The sequence below is a fragment of the Stenotrophomonas sp. DR822 genome (assembly GCF_019793815.1).
In the GTDB taxonomy this organism is placed as follows: domain Bacteria; phylum Pseudomonadota; class Gammaproteobacteria; order Xanthomonadales; family Xanthomonadaceae; genus Stenotrophomonas; species Stenotrophomonas indicatrix.
Window position 1 is genome coordinate 3,055,789 of sequence record NZ_CP081826.1, and the last position, 18,525, is coordinate 3,074,313.

14 protein-coding genes are annotated in these 18,525 nt (G+C 65.5%); 10 read left to right on the top strand and 4 right to left on the bottom strand.

The features are described 5' to 3' along the window. The first annotated feature begins 1 nt into the window (after position 1). The 4 genes from cyoB to K5K93_RS14010 all read left to right on the top strand — a co-directional run bounded on the left by cyoB (position 2) and on the right by K5K93_RS14010 (position 3,745). Positions 2–1,978, top strand: a complete 1,977-nt coding sequence (gene cyoB / locus K5K93_RS13995) for a cytochrome o ubiquinol oxidase subunit I (RefSeq protein WP_059065479.1) — start codon at positions 2–4, stop codon at positions 1,976–1,978. Then, complete coding sequence (cyoC, locus tag K5K93_RS14000; protein WP_222388208.1) at positions 1,975–2,610, top strand: cytochrome o ubiquinol oxidase subunit III; 636 nt, start codon at positions 1,975–1,977, stop codon at positions 2,608–2,610. The genes cyoB and cyoC overlap by 4 nt, the downstream gene beginning before the upstream one ends. 1 nt (position 2,611) lies before the next feature. After that, the gene (gene cyoD / locus K5K93_RS14005) at positions 2,612–2,944 is read left to right on the top strand and encodes a cytochrome o ubiquinol oxidase subunit IV (RefSeq protein ID WP_025877422.1); all 333 of its coding nucleotides are present in this window, start codon (positions 2,612–2,614) and stop codon (positions 2,942–2,944) included. A 114-nt stretch (positions 2,945–3,058) separates the two neighbouring features. Further along, positions 3,059–3,745: an SCO family protein gene (locus tag K5K93_RS14010; protein ID WP_080149638.1), complete on the top strand. Its 687-nt coding sequence runs from the start codon at positions 3,059–3,061 to the stop codon at positions 3,743–3,745. A gap of 177 nt (positions 3,746–3,922) precedes the next feature. On the opposite strand, the gene K5K93_RS14015 is transcribed toward K5K93_RS14010, so the two are convergent. Continuing rightward, on the bottom strand, positions 3,923–4,501 hold the full coding sequence (locus K5K93_RS14015) for a DNA breaking-rejoining protein (protein WP_222388209.1): 579 nt from the start codon (positions 4,499–4,501) through the stop codon (positions 3,923–3,925). Further along, positions 4,501–6,267, bottom strand: a complete 1,767-nt coding sequence (locus tag K5K93_RS14020; RefSeq protein WP_093819334.1) for a S8 family serine peptidase — start codon at positions 6,265–6,267, stop codon at positions 4,501–4,503. Before K5K93_RS14020 ends, K5K93_RS14015 begins: the two co-directional genes overlap by 1 nt. Positions 6,268–6,537: 270 nt before the next feature. On the opposite strand from K5K93_RS14020, the gene K5K93_RS14025 reads away from it, so the two are divergent. The 3 genes from K5K93_RS14025 (at position 6,538) to K5K93_RS14035 (ending at position 9,121) form a co-directional block, all read left to right on the top strand. After that, entirely contained in the window at positions 6,538–6,963 is a 426-nt protein-coding gene (locus K5K93_RS14025; protein ID WP_222388210.1) for a hypothetical protein, read from the top strand. A gap of 414 nt (positions 6,964–7,377) precedes the next feature. After that, positions 7,378–7,818, top strand: coding sequence for a DUF2231 domain-containing protein (locus K5K93_RS14030; RefSeq protein WP_025877408.1), 441 nt, complete (start codon positions 7,378–7,380; stop codon positions 7,816–7,818). Next, complete coding sequence (locus tag K5K93_RS14035; protein WP_222388211.1) at positions 7,811–9,121, top strand: sorbosone dehydrogenase family protein; 1,311 nt, start codon at positions 7,811–7,813, stop codon at positions 9,119–9,121. Before K5K93_RS14030 ends, K5K93_RS14035 begins: the two co-directional genes overlap by 8 nt. Positions 9,122–9,171: 50 nt before the next feature. On the opposite strand, the gene K5K93_RS14040 is transcribed toward K5K93_RS14035, so the two are convergent. Continuing rightward, the gene (locus tag K5K93_RS14040) at positions 9,172–9,834 is read right to left on the bottom strand and encodes an exopolysaccharide biosynthesis protein (protein ID WP_222388212.1); all 663 of its coding nucleotides are present in this window, start codon (positions 9,832–9,834) and stop codon (positions 9,172–9,174) included. Between the two features lie 172 nt (positions 9,835–10,006). On the opposite strand from K5K93_RS14040, the gene yidA reads away from it, so the two are divergent. The 3 genes from yidA (at position 10,007) to K5K93_RS14055 (ending at position 14,157) form a co-directional block, all read left to right on the top strand. Continuing rightward, positions 10,007–10,840: a sugar-phosphatase gene (gene yidA / locus K5K93_RS14045; RefSeq protein WP_222388213.1), complete on the top strand. Its 834-nt coding sequence runs from the start codon at positions 10,007–10,009 to the stop codon at positions 10,838–10,840. A 361-nt stretch (positions 10,841–11,201) separates the two neighbouring features. Further along, on the top strand, positions 11,202–13,517 hold the full coding sequence (locus tag K5K93_RS14050; RefSeq protein WP_222388214.1) for a TonB-dependent receptor: 2,316 nt from the start codon (positions 11,202–11,204) through the stop codon (positions 13,515–13,517). 337 nt (positions 13,518–13,854) lie between these two features. Then, positions 13,855–14,157, top strand: a complete 303-nt coding sequence (locus K5K93_RS14055) for a hypothetical protein (RefSeq protein WP_261311853.1) — start codon at positions 13,855–13,857, stop codon at positions 14,155–14,157. On the opposite strand, the gene K5K93_RS14060 is transcribed toward K5K93_RS14055, so the two are convergent. Beyond that, entirely contained in the window at positions 14,154–18,500 is a 4,347-nt protein-coding gene (locus tag K5K93_RS14060) for an AAA domain-containing protein (RefSeq protein WP_222388216.1), read from the bottom strand. The genes K5K93_RS14055 and K5K93_RS14060 overlap by 4 nt on opposite strands. Positions 18,501–18,525: the final 25 nt, after the last annotated feature.

Below are 18,525 nucleotides of genomic sequence, written 5' to 3' on the forward strand. Positions count from 1 at the left end.
CATGTTGGGTAAATTGACGTGGGAGGCCGTGCCGCTGCACGAGCCGATCGTCGTGGTCACGTTGGCGGCCATGGTGCTGGGCGGCCTCGCCCTGCTCGGCGCGGTGAGCTATTTCAAGCTGTGGGGCGTGCTCTGGCGCGACTGGTTCACCACGGTGGACCACAAGAAGATCGGCATCATGTATGTGGTCGTCGCGCTGGTCATGCTGGTGCGCGGCTTCGCCGATGCACTGATGATGCGCGCACAGCTGGCGGCGGCCGGGCCGGGCAGTGATGGCTTCCTGCCACCGGAACACTACGACCAGATCTTCACCGCGCACGGCGTGATCATGATCTTCTTCGTGGCCACCCCGTTCGTGGTCGGCCTGATGAACATCATCGTGCCGCTGCAGATCGGCGCGCGCGACATGGCGTTCCCGTTCCTCAATGCCTTCAGCTTCTGGATCTTCGTGGTCGGCGCTGCGCTGATGATGATCTCGCTGGGCGTTGGCGAATTCGCGATGACCGGCTGGGTCGCCTATCCGCCGCTGTCGGGCATCGAGTTCAGTCCAGGGGTCGGTGTCGATTACTACATCTGGGCGTTGCAGGCCTCCGGCATCGGTACGTTGCTGACCGGCGTCAACCTGTTCATCACCATCCTGCGCATGCGTGCGCCGGGCATGACCCTGATGAAGATGCCGGTGTTCACCTGGACCGTGCTGGTCACCAGCGTGATCATCATCGCCGCCTTCCCGATCCTGACCGTCGCCCTGGGTGCGCTTACCCTGGACCGCTACCTGGACTTCAACTTCTACACCAACACGTTGGGTGGCAACCCGATGATGTACGTGAACCTGGTGTGGGCCTGGGGCCACCCGGAGGTGTACATCCTGGTGCTGCCGGCGTTCGGCATCTTCTCTGAAGTGACCGCCACGTTCTCGCGCAAGAAGCTGTTCGGCTACAAGTCGATGGTCGGCGCCACCCTGGCGATCGGCATCCTGTCCTTCATCGTCTGGCTGCACCACTTCTTCACCATGGGCTCCGGTGCCAGCGTCAATGCCTTCTTCGGCATCATGACGATGATCATCGCCATCCCCACCGGCGTGAAGATCTTCACCTGGCTGTTCACCATGTACGGCGGCCGCGTGGAGTTCAGCGTGCCGATGCTGTGGACCATCGCCTTCCTGGTCACCTTCACCATCGGTGGCATGACCGGCGTGCTGCTGGCCATCCCGGGCGCCGACTTCCTGCTGCACAACAGCCTGTTCCTGGTCGCGCACTTCCACAACACCATCATCGGCGGTGCGCTGTTCGGCTACCTGGCCGGCTTCGTCTACTGGTTCCCGAAGGTGTTCGGCTTCACTCTCAACGAGCGCCTGGGCAAGTGGTCCTTCGCCTGCTGGGTGATCGGCTTCTACCTGGCCTTCATGCCGCTGTACATGCTGGGCTTCATGGGCATGACCCGGCGCATGAACCAGTACGACAACCCGGCGTGGACGCCGTACCTGATCGCCGCCTTCATCGGTGCGCTGTTCGTGTTCGCGGGCATCATCCTGATGCTGGTGCAGATCTACGTCAGCGTGCGCGACCGCAAGCGCAACCTCGACCTCACCGGCGACCCGTGGAATGCACGCACGCTGGAATGGGCCACGCCGTCGCCGCCGCCGTTCTACAACTTCGCCGTGGTGCCCAAGGCCGATGAGCTGGACGCCTTCCACGAAGCGAAGAAGCGTGGCCTGCCGCCGCCGCCGAAGAAGTACGCACCGATCCACATGCCGAAGAACACCGGTGTGCCGCTGATCCTCAACGCCTGGATCCTGGTGCTGTGCTTCGCCCTGGTGTGGCACATCTGGTGGATGGCCGGTGCCAGCTTCATCGCGATGATCGTCACCCTGATCGCGCGCTCCTACAACGAGGACGTGGATTACTACGTCAGCTCCGAAGAGGTGGCGCGTACCGAAGCGGCAAACCACGCCAAGCTGCAGGAGGCAGGCGCATGAACCTGTTGACCCGTCCGCAACTGGGCAGCGATGTGCTGGCCCACGACGACCATCACGAGCACGATCACGCCCACGAACAGGGCGGCATGAAGGTGTTCGGCATGTGGGTATACCTCATGTCCGACCTGGTGCTGTTCGGCTCGCTGTTCGCCTCGTACGCGGTGCTCAGCACCGCCTACGCCGGCGGCCCGACCGGCAAGGAACTGTTCTCGCTGCCGTTCGTGATGGCCGAGACCTTCATCCTGCTGGTGTCCAGCATCACCTATGGCCAGGCCGTGCTGGCCATGCACCGCCTGGACAAGGCGGCGGTGCTGCGCTGGCTGGGCGTGACCTTCGTGCTCGGCGCCTCGTTCATCGGCATGGAGCTGTACGAGTTCTCGCACCTCATCCATGAAGGTGCCGGTCCCAGCACCAGTGCCTACCTGTCGGCGTTCTTCGCCCTGGTTGCCACCCACGGCCTGCACGTGGCCAGCGGCCTGATCTGGATGGCGGTGGTGATGCACCAGGTGTATCGCCGCGGCCTCACCCCGACCAACATCACCCGCGTGTCCTGCCTGAGCCTGTTCTGGCACTTCCTGGACCTGGTGTGGATCTGCGTCTTCACCTTCGTCTACCTGATCGGAGCCTTCTGACATGGCCCACGTCGAAACCTCGCGCGCCGGCAATGCGCACGGTTCCACCAAGTCCTACCTGATCGGCTTCGTGCTGTGCGCGTTGCTGACGGTGGTGCCGTTCGCGCTGGTAATGAACCCGGTGCTGTCGCGGCCGGTCACCCTGTTCCTGCTGGTCGGCTTCGCGGTCGCGCAGATCCTGGTGCAGCTGGTGTACTTCCTGCACATGGACCGCAAATCCGAAGGTGGCTGGAACCTCGCCAGCTTCGTGTTCACCCTGGTGATCCTGTTCATCGTGGTCGCGTTGTCGATCTGGATCATCTGGAGCATGCACTACCACATGATGATCAACTGACCGTGGCCGGGGCGATCGGCAAGGAGTGCGCGATCGCCCTGGCACCTCAGCCCTCTCTCCCCCCAGGGCAGGCCTGACCGAGACCGCGCCCACCTCGTGTTGGTGGTACCCGTGATGCGTGTTGCTTCCGTTGTTCGTTCCCTGCGCCTGCCGCTGCTTGCCGCAGGCCTCGCACTCGGCCTGCTGGCCGGCTGCAGCGCGCAGTCGCGCATGGATTTCTATTCCAAGGACATCGCCTGCGAGGAACTGGGCCAGCACTGGACCATGCCTGACAGCGCCGGCACCCTGCGTGGCCCGAAGGACCTGCAGGGGCAGGTGACCTACCTGTTCTTCGGCTTCACCAGCTGCCCGGACGTGTGCCCGACCACGATGGTCGAACTGAGCCAGGTCAAGCACCTGATGGGCAAGGATGCCGACCAGTTGCAGGTCGTGTTTGTGAGCGTCGATCCGGCGCGCGATACCCCCGAAGTCGCGCACACCTATGTGCACGCGTTCGACCCGAAGGCGATGGCACTGGTCGGTGACGAGGCACAGCTCTCGGCGATGGCCAGTGACTTCAAGGCGTTCTACGAGAAAGAGCCCGGACAGCTGCCGGACACCTACACGATGAGCCACATCGCCGGCGGCTACGTGTTCGACCGACAGGGTCGCCTGCGCCTGTTCGCGCCCTACGGCATGCCGGTGGAGCAGCTGTTCTCGGACGTGCAGCGGTTGCTGCTGGAGCCGGAACATCCGGCCGCAGGCAGTGAAGCGCTGGCGGCGTGCAAGCTGCCGCACAGCGCGAGCATCGCCGCACGCTGAACGACGCATCGCCCTGGCAGGTGTCGACCTTGGACGACACGCGATGAATGAATCTGGTGGGTGCCATTGGATTCTGGTGGGTGCCGACCGTTGGTCGGCACGCCCTCCCGCTCGCCAATCCCCCCGGCCGGCCAGGAGAGCCAACCGGCCGGGGGGGGTATCACGCAACGCCCAGGATCACTTCTTCTCTTCCCACTGCACCACGTCCGGCTCGGCTGCGCGCACGCCCGCAATCGACAGCAGCCGGGTGCTCGCATCCAGCGCCGCGTTCACCGATGGGTACTCGACGATGGCCAGGCCGGCGGCCTTGGACACCTTCACCACGGTGCCACCCGTGGCCTTCGCCGCGCGTTGTGCAGACGCCGCATCGGTAAAGAACACCTTCACCCGCGAGGTCGCCACCACCGGCGCACCATCGTTGGACACCGCAGCGGCGAACTTGCCGGCGCCGGCATCAGCGCCAGCTGCTGCCGCGCCATCCAGCGAACGCTTGCTGCGCGAACTGGTGGTGGCCGCTGCCTGCGGCGTGATCCGGAACTGGCCGCCCGCAGCCTGCTGCACCGAGGTCGACGGGGACAGCTGGAAACGCGTGCCGCCCACGTCGAACGAACGGCCGGTGGCCGAAGCTTTCAGTTCCTGTGCATCCACGGTGGACAGGCTCCGTGCCGGTGGGGTCTGCCCCGAGCTCTGTGCCCAGGCAGGGGAGGTCATCGCCGCGAAGGCGAGCGTGCTCAACAGAATGGTCGTTTTCATCATCAGTGCCCCAGAACGCGGATCTTGAAGAATTCGAGGTTGCCGCGCGATGCAGCATTCGCGGCCTGCCCCATGTCGGTCACTTCCAGCGTCCAGGTGCCGGTGGCACTTTCATCCAGGAAGGCATTGCTGGACAGCAGATCCCAGTTGGTGAAGTTGCGCTGCACGCCATTGGTACCCGAACCGATGGCGGTGAAGGCCGGCTGCACCACGCTGCGCGTACCACTGGGCGAAACAAGCACGAACTGCAGCTGGCGGGTATTGCTGTGGTTCACCCGGAAGCCCAGCTGCACCGACTCGATGTTGCGTGCGCCATTGGCCAGCTGGAAGGTCAACCGCGCGGCGGCGGCGGAGGTGTTGCCGATGGCCACCGTGCGCGTGGTGGTGCGCCAGCCCGTATCCAGCAGTGGGCCCAACGACTGGAAGGTCTCGGCGACCTGCACGGCGCGCGCCGCGTTGACCACACCGAACCCGTACCAGTTGCTGTAAGCGCGGTTGGCTGCATTCACCGTCCAGCCCGGCACCAGCGTGCGGCCGTCGGCCAGGGTCACCGCCGGCTGGTTCGGATGGTTGCGGGTGGCCGTCGTGGCGAGGATGTACTTCACATCGCGGTAGGACAGGTTCGGGTTGGCCTCCAGCACCAGCGCCGCCACGCCCGATACCATCGGCGCCGACGCCGACGTACCGTTCATCTTCGCGGTGTAGTTGCAGGTGCTGTCGATGGCCGACAGGTTGCTGTCCAGCGTGTTCTGGCGGTTGGTGTTCTTGTTGCTGCCTTGGGTGCAGCCGGTCACGTCGGTGGTGACGATGGCCGGATCGTACGCACGTGCCACCAGGTTCGGGGCGTACTGCGCCTGCAGGCCGTACTCGCCGCCAAAGGCCGACACCCACAGTGCCGAACCGGTGGACGAGTACGACGAACGCACGCCATCGGCGCGCACTGCACCCACGGTGATCACGTTGAACAGGTTGTTGCGTGGATCGCGGCCGGCCGGCACACAGCCGGTGTTGCGGTTCTTGGTATCGGTGGTGCAGACGTCCTGGGTCTGGCTGATCGAGGCGTTGTTGAAGTTGTTGCCGGCTGACTTCACGTAGATGCCGCCGCGGCCACCGCGCGTGCCCGACAGTGCCTGCTCGTACGAACTCACCGTGTTCTGGCTGTAGGCCACGGGCAGGTTGGGGTTGCCCGGGCCAGCGCCCCAGCTGTTGTTGAACACCTGCACATCGGCCGACTCGGCGCCATCCCACCAGGCGTATTCGATGTTGCTCTGCTGGTTGCCCTGCGCATTGGAGGCCAGCACGTTGAAGCCCTTCAGCGTTGCCGCCGGGGCCACGCCACGCACGCCCAGGTTGTTGGCGCCCACCGCACCGGCGATGCCGCCCACCATCGTGCCGTGGTTGTCAGCGTCGGGATTGGACGGCGTGGGATTGTTGGAGCCGTTGGCGAAGTTCTTGCCCGCTACCGCCGCCACGTTCGCGGCCAGGTCCGGGTGGGCAATCTGCAGGCCGTCATCGACGATGCCGATCACCACGCCCTGGCCACGGATGCCATTGCGGAACAGGCCATCGACGTTGAGATCGTTGCCGGCCACCGGCAGCGTATCGGCCGGCACCGTCTGCCCGGTATTGAGCAGATGCCACTGGATACCCGCCAGTGGGTCGGCCTGTTGCGCCTGGGCGGTAACGGCCAGGCTGCCCAGTACCAGGGCAGTGGCCAGGGCCAGGCGCGCAGAGCGCGGTGGCGCGGAGCGTTGCGTGTGTCGCTTCATACACGAATCCTTCTGTTGTGAATCGGCATGGCAGGACGGCGGGGCGGATCTGCCCCATCGCAACGAGCCAAACGCGACACAACGAACACCCCCCTACCTCTTCACGCAGCCGATGTGCGGATGTGCCAAATACGTCACAAACACTTATGCCGCCTTGTAATGACGACTGCGCCGCTCTGGTCGGTGCCCCGCTAGGTGCCAACCTTGGTTGGCACAATCCACCCGCACCGGAACCCCACCGCCATGCCCAGGCTCCCCGGAGGACACCGGATGAAACGCCCCAATGCCCGCGCCCGCGCCGATCTGGCCCCACTCACCGTGGCCACCATCCGCAAGGTGGTGCTGTCGATGTATCACCGTCGCCACGATTACTGGACCGACGCCGACATCGCCGAGCTGCTGCCGGAGCTCACCGCATTCAACATCACAACGGTGAAGCAGCTGCGCCTGCTGATGAAACGGCACCGCCGCGCGTTGCTGCGGGAGGAGAAGACAAAGATGCCCCGGGCGCAGACGCTGGATCTGCTGGCAGGGGGCGGTTGGCATGGGATCGATGTGCACGCCAATACCAGCTGGTTCGCCATTGGCGGCCTGGTCCGCATCAGCATGGAACACGAATTCGGCTTCGAGACCATGCTGCCATTCCATGAGATACGGGACGCTGCCATGGAGCTGGATGCGGAGGCGCAGACGTGAAGACCCTGGCGTGGCTGTTGGCGTTGGCAGCCGTGCTTTACGTGGGGGGATGCTCGGCTACTTCCATCCTGGCCGAGCGCGGCATCGCTTCCCTGCAGCCCGGGGACCGTCGAGAGGCGGTCATCGATGCGCTGGGTGCACCCGATGTCACAGAGCCGCGTGGACAACGGTTTTCCCGCTATGCCAGCACCCCATGCAGTGGTACCTGCGTGGAACGGCTGTGGTACGAAAACCCATTCCTGCCCCATATCGAGGCGTGGTCGGTGGAGCTGGATGGCACTGGCCACGTCGTGCGGACTTCGCATTGGGCATCGCCATAGCGTCGAGGCCATCCGATGCCCAGATCATCGCACCCCCTCCCGCCCCCCTGTGCTACTACAGCCCGTGCACCCCTTCCCCGAACGGAGCACGACCATGGTCAACCCCGTCGCCCAGGCCCATCGCGGCCTCGGCACAACACTCTTCAGCCTGTTGAATCCGATACCGTTCGGCTTCTTCGTGGCCGGCCTCATTTTCGACATCCTCTACCTCAACACCGCTGAAGTCATGTGGGGCAAGTCGGCGGCGTGGCTGATCACCTTCGGCCTGCTGATCGCCATCCTGCCGCGGCTGATCAACCTGTTCGCGGTCTGGCGCCGCAACGGCACCGCCACCGGCACCGACCGCCTCGATTTCCTGCTCAACCTGGTCGCCATCGTGCTGGCCGTCTGGAACGCCTTCGTGCACAGCCGCGATGCCTATGCGGCGGCCGTGCCGGGCACCATCCTCTCCGCGCTGACGGTGGCACTGATCGCGCTTGGCTTCATCGTGCTTTCGCTGCAGCAGCCGGTGCTGCAAGGAGCCCGTCATGGCTAAGCGCATCCTGCCTGCCGTGGGCGTGCTTTCGCTGGCATTGGCGCTGGCCGCGTGTGCCGGCAAGGCCGAATACCACCCGGCCGACCAGTCCGGTGCACAGCCACCGCTGCCCGCGCCGCAGAACTACCTGATGCCGCCGATGCAGGTGCCCAAGGGCGTGGGCTGGGCCGAGGGCCAGGCACCGTCGGTGGCCGACGGCCTGAAGATCGAACGCATCGCTGCCAACCTGCAGCACCCGCGGCGATTGTTGACCCTGCCCAACGGCGATGTGCTGGTGGTGGAGGGCAACGGCCCCGGCGAAGAGCCGGTCACCACGCCCAAGCAGTGGATCGCCGGCAAGGTGAAGGCGCGCTCGGGCAAGGCCGGCAAGGGCGGCAACCGGGTCACGTTGCTGCGGCGCACGCCGGGCACCGGCATCTGGACCCAGCACGTGTACATCGAAAACCTGCACTCGCCGTTCGGCATCCAGCTGATCGGTGACACGCTGTATGTGGCCAACACCGGCAACATCATGAAATACCACTACGTGCCGGGCGAAACCCGCATGTCCGACAAGGGCAGCGAGTTCACTGACCTGCCCAGCACCATCAACCACCACTGGACCAAGGAACTGCTGGCCAGCCGCGATGGCAGCAAGCTGTACGTGGGCGTGGGCTCCAACAGCAACATCACCGAGAATGGCCTGGCCGTCGAGTATCGCCGCGCGGTGGTGCTGGAAGTGGACGTGGCCACCAGCGGCAGCCGCATCTACGCCTCGGGCCTGCGCAACCCCACCGGCCTGGACTGGGAGCCGAGCACCGGCAAGCTGTGGGCGGTGGTGAACGAACGCGACGAGATCGGCGCCGACCTGGTGCCCGATTACCTCACCTCGGTGCAGGAGCACGGCTTCTACGGCTGGCCCTACAGTTACTACGGCCAGCATGTGGACGAGCGCGTGCAGCCGCAGCGGCCGGACCTGGTAGCCAAGGCAATCCGCCCGGACTTCGCCATCGGCTCGCACGTGGCACCGCTGGGCCTGCTGTTCTACACCGGCCAGGCACTGCCGGCGAAGTACCACGGCGGTGCCTTCATCGGCGAGCACGGCAGCTGGGACCGCTCGCCGCTGAGCGGCTACGAAGTGGTGTACGTGCCGTTCAAGGACGGCAAGCCGGCCGGCCGCCCGGAAGCGGTGGTGAGCGGGTTCGCGTCCAAGGACGAGAAGACGCTGATGGGCGCGCCGGTGGGCATGGCCATCGACGCGGAGGGCGCGCTGCTGGTCGCCGATGATGTGGGCGACGTGGTGTGGCGGGTGTCGGCGAAGTAGCCGGCTGCCCGCGCATCACCCGTGCTGTAGAGCCGAGCCCATGCTCGGCTCTACAGCGCCGATGACCCGCTGCGGAAGCCACTGAACACCGATTCGGCCGCAAAGCCCACGCCGCCCAGCAGCACACCGAAGTACACCAGCGACGCCACCACGAAGCCGTAGCCGGCCGCCACCGCTGCGCCATCGCGCTGGATGAAGCCGATGGCAAAGGACATCAGCGCCAGCGCCGGCAGCGTGTTGCTGAAGGGAATCGGCCCGGCCGGCAGCATCAGCAGGATCGTGGCGAACACCAGCGCCAGGTTGTTCAAGCGCATCATCTTCTTTGAGCGCACCATCGCTGCCAGCCGCATCGGCCGGGACAACCGCTCCATCCGATGCACCCATTTCAGGGCACGGCCCAGGTTGGCTTTCAGCTTGTCGGTGGCGATCTGCTTGTCGGCCAATCGCTGCGGCACCCACAACGGACGGTCGCGCACGCGGCTGAGGCCGATCAGCAGGATGGACGCACCGAACACCGTGCTCAGCCCGGGAATCGATACCGGAATCAGGAAGATCGCCGACAGCAGGATCACCACCAGCATCAGGCCTTCGTCGCCCAGCGCATGCAGCAGCGTGCCCACGCGTATGTGGTCGCCGGGCAGGCCGTCGATCAGGTCTTCAATCTGCTGGGCAAGAGGGGCGGTGTCGGTGGCGTCGGGCGCTTGGTAGGTCATGCGTCGAAAGAGTGTCCAGGGAAGGGCGGTCGATAGGGCCGTCCTGCGGTGGGGGACGCACAGGCCCCACGAGTATCCCCGGCCAGCGCCGCGCAGAGGTGAACGATGCATGAGGCCGGCGTTGCCAGGCGGCCTGGCCTAAAATGGGCGTCCCCCGCACTGGTTGAAGATGATGGACATGGGTCGCAGGCAATCGACCATCGAACTGGTCGCCATCGATATGGATGGCACCCTGCTGGACCCCGCCCACAAGCTCACCGCGCGCGTGAAGCAGGCCATCGCCCAGGCGCGCGCGCTGGGCGTGCACATCGTGCTGACCAGCGGCCGCCCGGTTCCCGGGTTGGCGCCGTTCCTGCATGAGCTTGGCATCGAGGGCGACGATGACTACTGCATCGCCTGCAACGGTGGCCTGGTGCAGCGCATCGGCCCGCGTGAAACCGTAATCGAGTATCCGCTCAGCTTCGACGATTTCGTGTACTGCGAACAGGTCGCCCGCGAGATCGGCGTGCACTTCCAGGCGCTGGACGCGCAGCGCATGTATACGCCCAACCAGGACATCAGCATCTACACCGTGGCCGACTCGCATCTTTCGCGCATGCCACTGTCGTACCGCCGCGTGGCCGACATGGACCCGGGCATGTCCTTCATCAAGCTGATGATGATCGACGAACCGGACGTGCTGGACGCCGCCATCGCGCGCCTGCCGGCCGCGCTGACCGAGCGCTTCGCAGTGCTGAAGAGCGCGCCGTTCTTCCTGGAAGTATTCGACCACCGCGCCGGCAAGGGGCCGAGCCTGCAGAAGCTGGCCGAGCACCTGGGCATCGACCGCGCCAATGTGATGGCCATCGGCGACCAGGAGAACGACCTGACCATGCTGCAGTACGCCGGCACCAGCGTGGCGATGGGCAATGCCATCGATGCGGTGAAGGCTGCCGCGCGCTTCGAGACCGCCACCAACGCCGATGAAGGCGTGGCCAAGGCGATCGAGCGCTTCGTGCTGCAGTAACCGCGCGTCCATCTTCGCCGGTAGGTGCCAACCTTGGGTGGCACACGCAGCCTGCAAGCGCCGACCAAGGTCGGCCTATCACGCAAGGGCTATACCCAGGTATAGCGCATCCATACACAGCGCCATCGGCGCTGTACCACGGTGCAATGGCGGATGCGGCAGTGCGATGCAAGAATTCCGCACGTCGAAATCACGCCACCGAATCCCACGGCAGATGATCGTCTTCATCTGCCACTGACCAGCGCTTACCGCGCCGTCATCACTTCAATGCAATCGCCGCCAGCCAGCGCGCCGTACACCGGCGTCGCATCGCGCTGGGCGTGCGCCTGCGCCACCTTTCCCCTGCACCCTGGATCTGGCCATGAACACTCCACCTACGCTTCTTGCCCTGGCAATCGCTACCGCCCTCGTTTCACCGCTTCACGCTGCCGAATCCACCGACGCCGCGCACGACACCCCCACCACCTTGAACGCGCTGCAGGTCATCGCCACCCCACGCGGTGCCGCTGTCGCCCCCACCCAGGTGGTGGGCCCGAACCGCTACGTCATCAATGCCACCGACCTGGATGCGATGGTGACCGGCAACAACGGCCTGTCGATGCTGAAGAACGTGCCGGGTGCCAGCTACACCGCCACCGACGGTCTCGGCCTGGATATTTCTGCCACCAGCCTGTTCGTGCGCGGTTTCCGCATGAATGAAATGGGCATCACCTTCGAGGGCGTGCCGCTGAACGACAACGGCTTCCTCTCGCTTACCGGCACCAGCGTGGTCAACGTCGGCGTGCCCGATGGCATCGGTTCGATCACGGTCAGCCCGGGCGGTGCACCGGTCAGTGTGTTCTCCAGCAGCGTCAATGGCGGCAGCCTCGAGTACCGCCTGCGCGACCTGCAGGACACCCCCAGCCTGCGCATCAAGCAGGGCGTGGGCAGCAACAACACGCGGGTCACCACGGTCTCGGGCCAGAGCGGCCAGCTGGGCGAACACGGCCCGAAGCTGCTGGTCGACCTGCAGCGCGTGTCGGCCGACAAGTACCAGGGCGCCGGCACCCAGAAGTTCCTGCGCGGTGACCTGAAGGCGCAGCAGGATGTGGCGTGGGGTGACTTCACCGTGTTCCTGTCCGACAGCAAGGCCGCAGTGTGGGGCTACAACAACATCTCCTTCGACATGATCCGCAAGCTGGGCTGGAAGGCCGACAGCTTCTATCCGGACTATGCGTGGGCGTACTACGTGGCCTCGCCGGAGAACGCCGAAAAGTCCTGCGGCGCCTACACCTGCGGCGAGCTGTCCGAGCTGATTCCCTACGACACCGGCCAGGTGACGCGCGACCGTGTCGCTTCGATCAACCATCGCTTCCAGATCACGCCCGCGCTCAGCGGCAACGTGCAGCTGTACAACGCCAACAGCCACACCCAGGCCACGTTGACCGACCCGACCGTGCCCTCGCCCAACGGCGCGCCCTTCTCCGAACAGGTGCAGACGCCGCACCTCAATCGCCTCGGTGGCATGTTCAACCTGCAGTTCGAGACCGGTGCGCACACCCTCACCACCGGTTTCTGGCAGGAGAAGAGCAAGGCGGCCGCGAAGACCGAGTGGTACCAGCAGCCGCTGCTGGGCCAGGGCAAACCACTGAAGGCCACCGGACCGTACGATGTGTACGGCCCAGCGTTCCAGACCGACAACGCATCCAACTGGGTGACCCGCTCGCGGCAGTTCTACCTGCATGACAACTACGCCGTCACCGACACGCTGGTGCTGGGGTTGGGCTTCAAGGCCGTGGACTTCACTACCACCGGTGGCGGCATCGGCGATGCAGCGGAGCGCCCGGTGTTCGGCACGCTGCGCGCAAAGAGCAACTTCCTGCCACACGTGTCGCTGTACTGGAGCCCGACCGAGCGCACCGATGCCTTCATCGACCTGGTCAACACCATGAACGGCTATCGCGTGGCCCAGCGCGGCAACATCGGCTATACCGCGTCGGCCTGGACCATCAGTGACCAGAAAGAGTTCGACCGCGTGGCCGGCACCCTGCGTCCGGAAAAGAACTGGAACCTGACCGTGGGCGCCAGCCACCGCTTCGACCGCCTGACCGTGACCGGTGATGTGTTCTACAACGACATCCGCAACCGCCTGCTGTCGGCGGCCATCGGCACCCAGTTCGCGCAGATCAACACGGTGCGCTTGATGCCGAAGATGCACGTGATCGGCGCCGACCTCGGCATCACCGCCGACCTGACCGACCACCTGCAGTTCTACCAGGGCATCGCGCTGGCGCGCTCGTACTACGACAGCGATTTCGTGGTGGGCGATACCGTGTACCCGATCAAGGGCAACGCGCAGCCGGGCTACCCGCAGCTGTCGCTGGTCAGCGACCTGTCCGCGCATTTCGGCGACTGGCGTTTCGGTGCCACCAGCACCTCGTACCTGCGCCAGCCCTTCACCTATGAAAACGACATCCGCGTGCCGACGTTCTGGCAGGTCAACGCGTACACCGCCTACACCCTGGGCCCGGACAGCCTGCTGCCGGGGCTGGAGCTGCGGCTGGACGTAAGCAACCTGTTCAACCGCAACAACATCGGCACCGCCACCATCGCCGGCTCGTCGTTCTCGGGCGACTACCAGACCCTGCAGCGCAGCGCCCCCCGGCAGGTGATGTTCAGCACCTCGATAACCTTCTAAGTAGATCCACGCCATGCGTGGATGCACTTCGCGGCAGGCTGGGTAGCGCCGGGCCATGCCCGGCGAAATCCCTCCGGCGCCGACGCGCCTTGCCAACCAAGGTTGGCATCTACCCAAGCGGGGGCCCTTCGCCGCACGCAATCCGGTAGCGCCGGGCCATGCCCGGCGGAATCGCTCCACCCAAACGGGCCATCCGCCGCACTTTGCACAATCAGCACTGATATTCCGGCACCAACGCAAGGTTCCCACAATGTTGCTGGGTCATCCTGTACGCATGGCACAGCACAACCCCCGTTTCCCTCCGGTCCGCAGGCGCGCCCATGGACGTGCGCGTCCGGTGCCGTTCGCAGCACCGGCGGTCGACCTGGAGGCCGAATACCAGTTCTGGCAGGTCTATGACCGCGTGGTCCGCCCCCTGCCCGGGGGCGGGTTCCGCCTGGCCTGGCTGGTGCTGCAGGCCGTGTACCGGGCGCGGGCGCGCTATCCTGCCGACACCCACAAGGCGGCGCTGTCGCGGGTACTGTTCGGTACCAACATGACCGATGCGCGCGCGGCCGAACTGGAAGAACTCTACGGGCTGGTCAGCCGCAGGCTGGCGGCGGTGGCCGTGCGCACGCTGGCAGCCGGCAGCACCGCCTAGCCCGCCTTGCAGGGCATGCAGATCCGTCCCACCCCGCCGGCACCGGCGCGCAGGTCAGGGTCGAAGAACTCTTCCTGGCTGCGGATCTGCCCACAGCGGCTGCAGGCCTTCTTCTCTTTCGATTCCAGCCCCTGCACCTGCTCGATCACCTGATCGACCGCTGCCGAGCGGATCTCCGTGCCGGCCACTTCAATCAGGCGATAGAGGCGGTCGGACAGTGTCTGCACCGGGTCGCTGCCGAGGTTGAACCGGTTGATGCGCAGGAAGCGGTAGCCGTAGCTTTCCAGGGTCAGCTGGCGCTCGACGTCGGCCTCCACCAGATAGCGCTCGTGGTTGCCCACATGCACCGGCTTGTCGCGGCGGAAATGGAATTCGAAGCCGTCGTACTCGATCACGATCTGCAGCGCGCCGCGCACGGTCTGCACGGTCACCAGGAAGTCCACCCGCCACGCCGGGTGCTGATAGGTCGGGTCGAGCTGGCGCAGGTAGTCGCCCACCGGGAACTGCGGAATGATCTCGACTGCATCACCATGGGCAAGCACGAACGGCGTCTGCTGCAGCCACTGCAGCACCTTCGATTCCATCGGGCTGCGCGCATCGGTCTGCGCGGCGTCGGGCGCGGGACGGTCCAGCTGGCTGGCGTAGTAACGCAGCGCATGGCCGATCGCGCCGCGGAACGAATCCACCGGCATCGAATGTACGAACCAGATCGCCTCCTGCGCACGGGAGAAGCCAACATTCAGGCGCTGCACTTTCAGCTTGTCTTCCACCGCATCCACCGCGCCGCTCAGGCTGACCGGGAAGATGTAGTTCAGCGCATCCTGGCCGGCGGTCGCCACCATCGAATAGAAGATCAGCCCGCGCTCCTCACCCTGGCAGGAGTCGACCGTCATCACCTTCAGGCGAAGCCGCTCTTCAAACTCGCGGCCGCGCGGATGGTTGAACAGCGTCTTGGACAACAGCGTCTGCTGCTCGCGGAACGGAGTGATGATGCCCACAGTAGGCGGCGCATCCGTAACCAGCAGTTCCACCAGGCGCTCGGCGATGAAGGCCGCTTCGGCGTCGTTGGTGCTGCGGCTGGTGCGGTGCCCACTGGCATCGACCTGGCTGAAGCGGATCACTTCCTGCAGCGGCCGGCTGCGGATCTTCAGTGCCTGCAGCTGGTGGTTGTAGAAGGTGGAGGACGAGAAGCCGATCAGTTCCGCATAGCTGCGGAAATGCTTGCGCAGCATCACCGAGTACGAGGCCGAGAGCGAGCAGAACTCCAACACCGAGCGCTTCACATCGAACATGGCCAATCGTTCCAGCACGTCGGCCTGCTGGCTGACGTTGGTGCGGAAATAGTTGACCAGGTCCGACCGGTACTTGTCGTTCAGCGCGATGCTGGCGTTGGCGGCCTTGACGTTGGAGAACTGCTTGGAGTCGCCCAGCACCACCACCTTGCGCGCGCGCAGCAGCGCCGGCAGCGCCTGCGCCACCGAGACCTGCGAGCCTTCGTCGATCACCAGCACGTCGAACAGGTCCGGCGCCAGCGGCATGTATTCGCCGAACTCGCGGATGCTGGCGATCATCACCGGGAACGACTCGCGCACGCTCTCGAACTTGTCCACCGGGAACTTCTGCCGATTGGCGATCACGCCCGCCAATGCCCGCGCGTCGGCGCGGTGATGATCCATGAAGCTGATCAGGCGCCCATCCACATGGGCATTCATCACCGAGGTGTTCAGGCGTTCCAGCTTGGTCTTGGTGCCGACATAGTCGTACTGCGGTGCATCGACGAAGGCCTTGCGCGTGGCCATCCAGCCCTGCAGGAAGCGCAGGGTCAGCGCCCACAGTGCGGGATCGTCCTTTGGCTCGGCCAGCAGGGCCTCGACGATGGCCGGATTGAGCCGCGCCAGCAGCGTCATCGCCTGGCGTGCAACCGCCGCACCCGGTCCCGGCGCGGCGCCGTGGGCGATCTGCCGATAGCAGGCCGGCAGCTGCGTGCCCAGGCCTTCGGCCTCCAGTTTCATGCGCAGCGCGTTTGCGCCCTGCACGATGTCCTGCAGGGCAGCTGCATCCTGCTTGAGCAGCAGCGGCCGTGTAGTACCCAGCTGGTTGAGCTGCAGTTCCAGCCCGCGCACCGCATTGCCACGCAGCAGATAGCCCAGCAGCGGCATCTTCAGCTGCTGGTACTGCAGCAACAGCGTACCCAGCAGCCGTATCTGCCCGGCATCCAACGACTCGAACAGCGCCCAGCCGTCAATCGGTCGGTCGGCGAGGAAGGCGGTGGTCACCGCATCGCGGCGGATACGTTCGTCCAGTGAGGCCGGCGTGTAGTCGGTGCTGCCGAACAGGTCGGCAAGATAGGCCTCAAGCACGTCCGCCTGCGCAGCCACCGCTTCCAGCTCGGCCAGCACGTTGGCATCCATTACCGCGTGCACCTGCTGCAGCACTGCAGGGGCGCGCTCGCCCAGTTCCGCTTCCTGCTCGTGCATGGTCTTCACTGCGGCAAGCGATACACGCCCCAGCGTCTGCACGGTATTGGAGATGGCCTGCCGCAGTGTCTGCGCCGTGTCCTGGCGCTCGCTTTCTAGTGCGGGCTGGTTGGCCTTCATGGCCTTGGCGAAGGCCGAAATCTGGCTGATCGTGCCGGTGGAGGTCAGGCGCTTGAAGTTGGCCGCCTGCTGGCCCAACCGCAGGATCGGGTTGGGGAAATCGCGATCATGGCGAACCCGGCTCATCGCATCGGACAGCTTGTCGTACACCACGTCCAGCGCTTCGGTCTTGTCCGACAGCACCAGGCAGCTCTTCTTGTTGAAGGCGCAGTCGGCGGCGATGGCGGTGATGGTGTGCGACTTGCCGGTGCCGGGCGGGCCTTCGACCACCACGATGCGGCCCTGTGGCTCGCGCACGGCCAGCAGGATCTTGCGCTGTTCCTCGTTCAACGGAATGGGCGAATCGAACACCATGCGCTCCACCAGCGGCAGCGCATCCCAAGCCGATTCCACCCGTTCCCCGATGGGCTCGGGGTTGCGCATCAGCACGCCTTCCACCATGCCGTGGAAAAGATCCACCAGTTTCGACCCACCATTGCGGGCCTGGTCGATGATCTCCTCGAAATCATTCAGCAGCGCCTCGTCCGCGCGCTCGAACGCAGCCAGGTGCAGGGCAGGCGACAGCGCCACGGTGGCGGTGGAAGCCTCGCTGGCAGACGAGGAAAGCGAGACGTCGCCGCCCAGATCCATCGCGTTGGCTACCTGCCGGAACAGCGATGCCGCCACTTCGAACAAGCTCTGCGCCGGGTCGAGGTACTGGATGCGCTCCTGGATCGGCGACACCCACTCGCGGGCCATGCCCACGGCCAGTTCCTGCAGCACGAAATCGATCGCGCGGCGGTTGGCGAACAGGCGGTTGCTGAGGGTCAGGGTGTAACCCGATCCATCCTTGGCACGCACCACGTCCAGCGGCAGGTAGAACACCGGGTACTGCACCCCCGCGTACTTGAGCGTGCCCACGTAGAGATACAGCTGCAGACCATCGCCGGTGGCGACATAGGTTTCCAGGTCGCGGAACTCATGGAAGGCGTCGGCCGCCACGAAGTTCTCGAAGAAGGCCGTCAGCGCGCTGATCGTGCCGTCGCGGGTCAGCTGATGCTCGCAGGCCTGCTGCAGCGGCAGCTCGTCACCGGTGGCCAGCAAGCGCGCCAGCACCTCCGGCAGGGTCTGATACAGATCCACAACGGAGCGGGTGACCAGGTCCGATTCAGCCGCGTGCAGCGAATCCATCACCCAGTACGCCTGGCCCTGCAGTGGGCCGGCCAGATGCGCGATCAGCGGCCGCACCACCTGCACGCACATCGCATCCACCAGGGTGCCCTGCACCGATTCCACCCAGGCTTCCGGGTCTTCCAGTGCACCGGCCATGCTGGCACGTGCCTTGTCCAGCACGGCCACGCGCACCGTGGCGATGGCGGTCTCGGTGATGGCGTTCACTTGTTCTTCGACGATGCGGCGCAGCGTCGCGCTGATCGGCCGGGTGTAGCTGCGCGGTCCGATGGTGAACGACAGCTCCTCGCCGGAGGGCCGGCTGAGCAGCTTCCACAGCTCCTTGTCCAACGCCGGATACGGCGCGGTGCGCATGCCTGCGCGGAAGCCGGAATCGCTGGTCAGCACGATGCGGCGCCGCGGTGCCTGCGCGCGCTTGAAATCCGATTCAAGGAAATCGCGGAAGTACTGCGAGATCCGCACCGCGATTTCGCGCATCTTCGTTTCACCCAGAGGCCCGCCGCCGCCGGTTGCCGCAGGTGTCAGCGGGGTGGACGCATCGGAGGTCGGCAGGTGCGGCGGCTGGGGAGTGCTCATGTATGGCTGGGCGGGCACCTGGCAA

Coding starts and splice junctions, on each gene's coding strand:
- K5K93_RS14035 (WP_222388211.1), top strand. CDS start 7,811: ATGGCTAAGCGCATCCTGCCTGCCGTGGGCGTGCTTTCGCTGGCATTG.
- K5K93_RS14030 (WP_025877408.1), top strand. CDS start 7,378: ATGGTCAACCCCGTCGCCCAGGCCCATCGCGGCCTCGGCACAACACTC.
- K5K93_RS14025 (WP_222388210.1), top strand. CDS start 6,538: ATGAAACGCCCCAATGCCCGCGCCCGCGCCGATCTGGCCCCACTCACC.
- K5K93_RS14020 (WP_093819334.1), bottom strand. CDS start 6,267: ATGAAGCGACACACGCAACGCTCCGCGCCACCGCGCTCTGCGCGCCTG.
- K5K93_RS14060 (WP_222388216.1), bottom strand. CDS start 18,500: ATGAGCACTCCCCAGCCGCCGCACCTGCCGACCTCCGATGCGTCCACC.
- K5K93_RS14040 (WP_222388212.1), bottom strand. CDS start 9,834: ATGACCTACCAAGCGCCCGACGCCACCGACACCGCCCCTCTTGCCCAG.
- K5K93_RS14010 (WP_080149638.1), top strand. CDS start 3,059: ATGCGTGTTGCTTCCGTTGTTCGTTCCCTGCGCCTGCCGCTGCTTGCC.
- K5K93_RS14050 (WP_222388214.1), top strand. CDS start 11,202: ATGAACACTCCACCTACGCTTCTTGCCCTGGCAATCGCTACCGCCCTC.
- cyoD (WP_025877422.1), top strand. CDS start 2,612: ATGGCCCACGTCGAAACCTCGCGCGCCGGCAATGCGCACGGTTCCACC.
- K5K93_RS14015 (WP_222388209.1), bottom strand. CDS start 4,501: ATGATGAAAACGACCATTCTGTTGAGCACGCTCGCCTTCGCGGCGATG.
- yidA (WP_222388213.1), top strand. CDS start 10,007: ATGGACATGGGTCGCAGGCAATCGACCATCGAACTGGTCGCCATCGAT.
- cyoC (WP_222388208.1), top strand. CDS start 1,975: ATGAACCTGTTGACCCGTCCGCAACTGGGCAGCGATGTGCTGGCCCAC.
- cyoB (WP_059065479.1), top strand. CDS start 2: ATGTTGGGTAAATTGACGTGGGAGGCCGTGCCGCTGCACGAGCCGATC.